Annotated in this window: 4 protein-coding genes; 3 read left to right on the forward strand and 1 reads right to left on the reverse strand. The window is 66.3% G+C overall.

Going from position 1 to position 7,203, the window contains the following annotated elements:
* Positions 1–27 precede the first annotated feature (27 nt).
* Positions 28–2,655, forward strand: coding sequence for a hypothetical protein (locus tag ACIPM1_RS32405; protein WP_402440732.1), 2,628 nt, complete (start codon positions 28–30; stop codon positions 2,653–2,655).
* Positions 2,656–2,700: 45 nt separating this feature from the next.
* Positions 2,701–5,049 carry a UvrD-helicase domain-containing protein gene (locus ACIPM1_RS32410; RefSeq protein ID WP_402440734.1) on the forward strand — a complete coding sequence of 783 codons (2,349 nt, stop codon included), beginning with the start codon at positions 2,701–2,703 and terminating at the stop codon, positions 5,047–5,049.
* 501 nt (positions 5,050–5,550) lie between these two features.
* Here ACIPM1_RS32410 and ACIPM1_RS32415 read toward each other — a convergent pair.
* The gene (locus ACIPM1_RS32415) at positions 5,551–6,270 is read right to left on the reverse strand and encodes a DUF4145 domain-containing protein (RefSeq protein ID WP_402440736.1); all 720 of its coding nucleotides are present in this window, start codon (positions 6,268–6,270) and stop codon (positions 5,551–5,553) included.
* 410 nt (positions 6,271–6,680) lie between these two features.
* On the opposite strand from ACIPM1_RS32415, the gene ACIPM1_RS32420 reads away from it, so the two are divergent.
* Positions 6,681–7,196, forward strand: coding sequence for a winged helix-turn-helix domain-containing protein (locus ACIPM1_RS32420; protein WP_402440737.1), 516 nt, complete (start codon positions 6,681–6,683; stop codon positions 7,194–7,196).
* The last annotated feature ends 7 nt before the right edge of the window (positions 7,197–7,203 follow it).

Raw genomic sequence — 7,203 nt, forward strand, 5'->3', positions numbered from 1 at the left:
TCGAACGTATGAGATGCGGAACCTCACGTGACTGGCCTGATCGAACCCAAGCCGCCATGGCACCACGTCCTTGCCGACCTGCTGCCGGCTCTCCGCTTCGGCGACCCGCACCAGCTGGGGCTCGTACTGAACGATGCCCGCCTGCCCGACTCCTGGTGGAACGACGTACCGCTGAGAGACGTCATCGCGACCACCAGTGCACCCGAGGTCGCCCAGCGAGCTGCACATGCGCTCTCGGCCCACTGGCCGCACCTGATGCTCGCCACGGCACTACCCCAGCTGTGCTTTTGCCCGGAAGGCCAGCAGACTGACCTGACCGTCACCATTGCCCACGCCGCCAGGGAGGAGACTCTCCCACAGCTCGTCTTGCCCCTGCTCCGCCCCTTCTTCACCGGCGGACGCGACCTGACGAAACCCGCCACCGCGGCACCGGACACCGGAGCCGAACGCGACACGGACGTCGCCGCGTTCACGGCCCTGCTGGCGCGTCTGCTCCCCCTCGATGCGCCTCCCGCCATCCGCACTGCCGCAGAGACGCTGTGCGCATGGGCCCGGCACCTCGGGCACGACAGCGACACCCCCGCCACCAGCCCTGCAGACCAGACGGCCGTTGTGACGCCCGGGACATCCGCCCCCGTCGTCACCGCGGTGCCCGCCCTCGCAGCACAACCGCTCGACACACTCGCTTCCCTGGTCGGCACCTGGGGCGAACGACAGGTGGCCATCGCAGCCGGACGCACCTTCGGCCAGAACCGTACGTTGCTGGAGAGCCTCGGCGACCAGTTTGGAGTCAGCCGCGAACGCGCGCGGCAGATACAGGTCGAGCTGGAGAAGAACCTCCAGCAGTGGCTGCGCTCCGATGACGGCCAGCCCTTCCTCAGCCACCTCCTCGCCGTCCAAGACCACCTCGGGCCGGTGGCCACCGAAAGGAGCCTTCGCTCCCTGCACCCCGCGCACGAACAGCCCGTCGCCGCTCTCGGTCTACCGCTGTGGCAGGTCATCGCCTCACTACTGCCTGACCGCACCTGGACGAGCGGTTGGCTGGTGCAAGGCGATCTCGACCAGCGCCTGGAACAAACACGCAGCCGGCTCGCAGCACGCTGCGCCACATCTGTGCCCGCCTGGTCCGAGGTTGTGGAGCTGCTGGCCCAGCACGGCATCCGAGACGCCGACGCTGATGCCTGGCTGCAGGCAATCAAGGGCTTCCGCATCATCGACGGGCACCTGCTGCCCTGGGGCCGCTCGATCAGCGACCGGGCCGAAGCTGTCCTGGCCCTGGTGGGGCACCCCCTGTCGATGGAAGACCTCCTCAGCCGCTTGGACGACAACACGGCCCTGGCCAGCTTGCGCAATCAGATCCAGACCGACGACCGTTTCCTGCGACGCGACCGCGACCTTTATGGCCTGCGCCGATGGGGCGGCACCCCTTACCTCGGTATCCGGGAAATGATCAACCGGGAGCTCGAGAGCGCCGGTGGCGAGGCCCAGACCGAGGACATCGTCACCTCGCTCTGCTCGCAGTTCGACGTGTCAGAAAAGTCGGTCCGCGCTTACCTCGCAGCCCCGGAATACGACCGCTTCCAACGAGGCTGGGTCCGGCTGACTGTCTCCGACGATCCCGCAGGCGCCGGCTACCAGCCTCGACGTGACGTCGCGCAGACCCGGCGCTGCTTCCAGACCGGCCAGGGCGCCTGGTGGTACCGGCTCGACGTCAACGGCGAACACCTGCGCGGCTCCGGCTTCACCATCCCCACTGGCTTCGCCGCTCACCTCGGCCTCGTCCCCGGCGGCCGACTGGAACTCTCCCATGAAGTCGGCACCACTCAGCTGGTCTGGCGCAACCAGCCTGCCTGCGGATCCCTGCGCACCCTGCTCGAACACATCGAAGCAGGAGAGGGAGACCACGTGTTCCTGGCGGCCAAGGACGGCCACCTCAAAGCCCTGCGCCTGGCCGAGAAGGACGAACGCGACCTCACAGACACCCAGCGAGCCTTGCGGCTCATGGCCTTGTCCGGTCAGATCCTCGAAAAGGACATGCCGCCCGTTCTGGGTCGGCGTATCGGTCTCGACGACGCCACGACGATGGACGATGTCCTTACCCACCTGCGCACACGGGGCGACAAGGACATTCTCGAATTGCTCAGCCGGCAATATCCCAGCGCCCTCGACGCCTCCAGCACTGCGAAAGCGTCCGATCAGTCCGTCCCACCCAGCCCGAAATCCGCCAGCGGTCCAGCACCCGAGCCCAGCGACTCGTCCGATGTCGAGCTCGCCGCCGATTCCGCTGAGGAAACTCACCAGCCCGTGGCGCTGCGCGACCCCGCCTGGGAGGAAGAGATCATCCCTCTGCTCGACCGGGACAGCGAGGCCGACCTGATCGATGTCGCCCGCGTAGTCGCCGCCCGCGGCAAGAAAGCACCCATCTTCGGCTACGAGCTCGGTGACGGTGGCTGGCAAGCCGACTTCGCCTGGGACCAGGACAGCACCAAGGTCGCCGTCGTCTCCTGCGCACCTCATGCGGGCCCTGGCCCGGAAAGCGATCGCCGTAACAGCGCCTACCAAGAGGCTGGCTGGACCATCCGCAGCGCCACTGGCTGGCTCGCCCACCTCGACGAACTGCTCGCCCTGCTCCCCGACGCCCCCGCTGGCAGCTGAAGCAGCCTCAAGTAGATCCCTCCACCATCGGGAAGACGCCCTCAGATGACCGTCCGCCTCAGCCTTTACCAGAAGGCCGAACACGAGCTCTACAAGCTCGATCGCTCGGTGAAGGCCAAGTTCTACGACTTCTCCCACCGCTTCCGGGAGAACCCGCACAGCAACGGCTTGCATCTCAAGGCCCTCAGGGGCGACTCGCACATCTTCTCCGCAAGGATCGACGACTCCTACCGTGCCTTGCTCACCCGCACTGGGACCGACGAGCACGGTGACGAGAACTGGCTGATCATCGCGGTTCGGCACCGCCGGGACGTCTATGAACAGCTCTCCGTCGCCATCAACCGGGTCTCCGGAGAGATCGAGTTCGTCGACCTCTCGGTCGTCGGCGAAAGCGCCCTGCGTCGTGCCGGCATCCAACTCGTCCCCGCCGAACCGGGCACCGCCCGTACAGAGGAAACCGAACCTCCCGCACTGCCCGGGCTGGCTTCCCCCGGGAACGGCGGGTCGGTAGTCGCGGCACCTCCGCTGCTGGCGGCACATTCCCCTCAGCTGCTGCGGGAACTTGGTGTTGCTGAACCGCTGATCGACGTCGCGCTCACCCTCACGGACACCGCCGATCTCGACCGTCTGGTCGCCGGAGCACCCTTGCTTTCCCAGGACATCCTGTATGGCCTGGCCGCAGGGATGAGCCCCGAAGAGGTACGCGCCGAGATCACCGCCGCGGTCGCCTCACCGGAGCACATCGACCTCGCCGACTTCGGCGCCGCCCTCGCTCGCACCACCGTCAGTACCGTCGACGACGCCCTGCAGAAGGTTTTGGAAGCCGGGGACTTCCAAGCCTGGAAGGTATTCCTGCACCCCACCCAGGCGCGTCTGGTGAACCGCGACTACAACGGCCCTGCCCGGGTCTCCGGCGGTCCCGGCACGGGGAAGACCATTGTCGCCCTGCACCGCATCCACCACCTCCTGCAGCAGCTCAAGCCCGGCAGGGACAAGCCCATCCTGCTGACCACCTTCACGAAAAACCTCGCTGCCGACCTGCACGCCCGTCTCAGCGACCTCGTCGGCGATCCCGCTCTCCTGGCCCGCGTCGATATCACCCACATCGACGAACTCGCCTACAAGGTCATCACGGAGAACGCGCTCAGCGGCCGCAACAAGCGCCGCATCGACGACCGCACGGCTCTGAACGAGCTGCGCGCTGTCCTGAAAGCATGCGGCCAGCAGGGTTCCTGGGAGCCGGAGTTTCTCCTCGAGGAGTGGGAACAGGTCATTCTCGGCCAGTCCGTAACCACCCGCGCCGCCTACTTCCAAACCCGTCGAGTCGGCCGCGGGCACCCGCTCACCCGCCCCGAACGCGCCGCCATCTGGAACATCCTCGACCGCTTCACCGCCAGCCTCGACGACAAAGGCGTCGAGACCTGGGGCCAAGCCGCCGAACGCGCCGCGCGCTATGAGATGGAACGTGCTGCCCGCATCCAAACCCGCCAGGCATACAAAGAACAGGTCGGCGGCCGCGACCTCATCCACCGCGACGCCGAGGCATCACCGCACGACCTCAAACACCGCTACCGCCACGTCGTCGTGGACGAGGCACAAGATCTGCGCGCCGCACACTGGAAAATGCTCAGGGCGATGGTCGCCCCCGGCGACAATGACATGTTCATCGCCGGCGACACCCACCAGCGCGTCTACGACAATCACGTCTCCCTCGGCTCCCTCGGCATCAACGTGCGAGGCCGCTCCGCCCGCCTTTCCCTGAGCTACCGCACTACCAAGGAAATCCTCGCCCAGGCCCTGTCGGTGATGTCCGGCGAGACCTACGACGATCTCGACGAGGGCACCGACACCCTCGCCGGCTACCGCTCCGTCCTCCACGGCCCAGTCCCCGAACTGCACGAATACACCACCTGGGAGGACGAACTCGACGGCCTCGCTGCCACCTTGCGCACCTGGTGTGACGAACTCGCCGCCCAGGACGACGGCACCGAGCGCCACATGCGCGGCCTCATCGGGGTAGCAGTCCCCGACCGCGACAAGGTCAGCCAGGTCATTTACCACCTCGCCACCAAAGCCGGCCTCGGCTACGCCCAGCTGACCTCGGACGGCCCCCGCGGCGATGGCGCCATCCACGTCGGCACCATGCCCCGCTTCAAGGGACTGGAATACCAGCGCCTCGTCATCGTCGGCGCCAGCGACCGCCTTGTGCCAAGGATGGAGGCTATCGACCGGTACCGCACCGAAGACCCTGCGCGCTACCGGCGAGAGCTGCGCAAGGCCCGTTCAATGCTTTTCGTCGCCGCTACCCGAGCACGCGACGCCCTCACCATCACTTGGCACGGCGTTCCCAGCCCGTTCTTGAGCGAGGAAGTCACTGAACTCCTCTCGCCCTGAGCACCAGCCGACCTCGATGATGTGAATAGCGGCGACCGTAGGCCAGGACGTAGAAGGAACGCGTCCGGCCTTCGTGCTCGCCGTTTACGTGAGGCACCAAGCTCCTCTGAGCTGCTGCGAAGCGCCCCAAGCGTGATTCGAACCTGCGTGCATGGCTTTCGGAGGCACTCGACGGAACAGGCAAGTGGCTGATCGTAGATGTGGATCGTTCTAGGAAGTCGGCGCCTGTCCGTCGATGGTCCCTGACGGGAGATAGCCGGTTAGGGGCTTCATCCGCCGGGCGCGGAGGGCGACCCGCGCGGAAGTGCTCTCTACGGCGGGCTTCACATCGCCGCTCGGATAGCGGGTGTATGACCTGTGGCGCACCTGCCTGACCAACCGTTCAAACGCCGGCATCCCGGCATCCCGGCAGCGCAAGTGGCCGACGGGCAGGCAAAAGTATCCCTGTACTACTGGTATCTCCGGGAATCTGGAGAACCTGACGAAGCAGATCATGGATCGTCAGGACCTACCGGAGTCATCTTGAGTGAAGCTGAGAGTCGTGGCTCCCACCACACGTGTTGCGGCGGAGGCTGCGACCTCCTGGTGGGATTCGCGTAGTAACGGATTTGTCTGCTTCGCGGCGGAGCGTCGTGCCGCGCGTTGCGCGGCCATCCTGGCTCGCTGCGCCGGTTGCACGTAGAGAACGAGCACAGCCTCATTGATGAGTTCCGCTATGTCCGCAATCTCTTCCGCCGAGTAGGCCAAGGCATCGTGCGCCGCATCATTCCCCACGAATCGAGCTTCGTGGAAGGCATCCACGATGTCTTGTGACACGCCCATTTCGGAGAGAGCGAGGATTCGCTGCTTGAGATTGGAGCCGGAGGCGCCCTTGTCCTTGACGATTTGCTCCACGGTTGCCCGGTAGCCGATGCCCGCGAGGCGATATGCGCCGGCTGCCTCAGCGAGTGCTCCCTCCCCGAAGACTTCTCGGACCACAGCGGGAGCTTCTGGCGCAAGTTCCCTCGGAGTGCGCTCGGGCCAGAGCTGCTTCACAGCGAGCGTTTCGTACTCTGGCCTGCCGCCGCCCGGTGCCGGCGTTGCGGTGATCTTCACGAGTCGCAGGTACAGACTTTCCTTGTTGCACCAATCGCAGCGAAGGGTCAGCCGGAACTGGGCGGTCCGGTTGTTCTCGCTGGCCGAGGGGGAGATGTCGAGAGGGTTGTGATCAGGAACGAACATCGTTGTCTGATGTTCGCAGTGTGGGCACCGGCCTGAGACCCTTCGCCCGGCGGGGTCTAACCCGTCCAAGTTTTGATACGAGCTCGTCACGAGAGGACCGTAGCTCACACGGCCCAGACGGGTATGAACTTTTCGAGCGTCTCTCAGGCCGCGGGGTGCTCCGTCGGTATCGCCGTTGTGGGTTTCAGGCCGAAGGCGCGGCCGGATGCTGCTGGGGTAGCCCGATGTCATCGTGCCTCCAGTCTGAGACTTGCCCGCGTATTCACCGCAGCCACCCGCAGCACCGGCTGGCCCGTTGTGGAGGGGACCGGCCCGTTCGAGCCGGGCCGGGTGGGGAAGCGACACCCGCCTTACTGATCTTTTCGTAAGTTCGGTGGGTGTGGTGGCCCTGTGGGTGGGAGGCTGTCGGGGTGGCATATCAACCGTCCGCTTCGGTTGCCGGCTCCTCCCTTCCTCCTTTGTCGCGGCCTCAGTTGGCGGAGGCGCGTCGTGTTCGGGCAGTCGAGTTGTTCGAGGGCGGCGTCTCGAATGCGGAGATCGCGAGGGCGGTGGGGGTGTGTGCCGAGAGTGTGCGGCGTTGGCGGCGGGTGTGGGAGCAAGACGGTGCTTCGGGCCTGCGGAGACGGGCAGCCACCGGACGCCCACCCAAGCTGGACGACACCCAGGTCGAGATGGTCCGGGCCGCGTTGGAGCAAGGTGCCCAGGCTCATGGTTTCGAGGCCGACCTGTGGACCCTGGAACGAGTCGGCGTGGTCGTCACCCGGGCAACGGGGGTGGTGTTGTCGAGGGCGTCGGTGTGGCGGCTGCTGACCGGCCGGCTCGGATGGAGCCTGCAACAGCCCGAGCGGCGGGCGGTCGAGCGGGACGAGTCGGAGATCGCCCGCTGGATCGCGCACGAGTGGCCGCGCATCAAAAAGGGGCCGTGAACACACG

This window comes from Streptomyces sp. NPDC086766 (genome assembly GCF_044746005.1).
Lineage (GTDB): Bacteria > Actinomycetota > Actinomycetes > Streptomycetales > Streptomycetaceae > Streptomyces.

Coding starts and splice junctions, on each gene's coding strand:
- ACIPM1_RS32410 (WP_402440734.1), top strand. CDS start 2,701: ATGACCGTCCGCCTCAGCCTTTACCAGAAGGCCGAACACGAGCTCTAC.
- ACIPM1_RS32415 (WP_402440736.1), bottom strand. CDS start 6,270: ATGTTCGTTCCTGATCACAACCCTCTCGACATCTCCCCCTCGGCCAGC.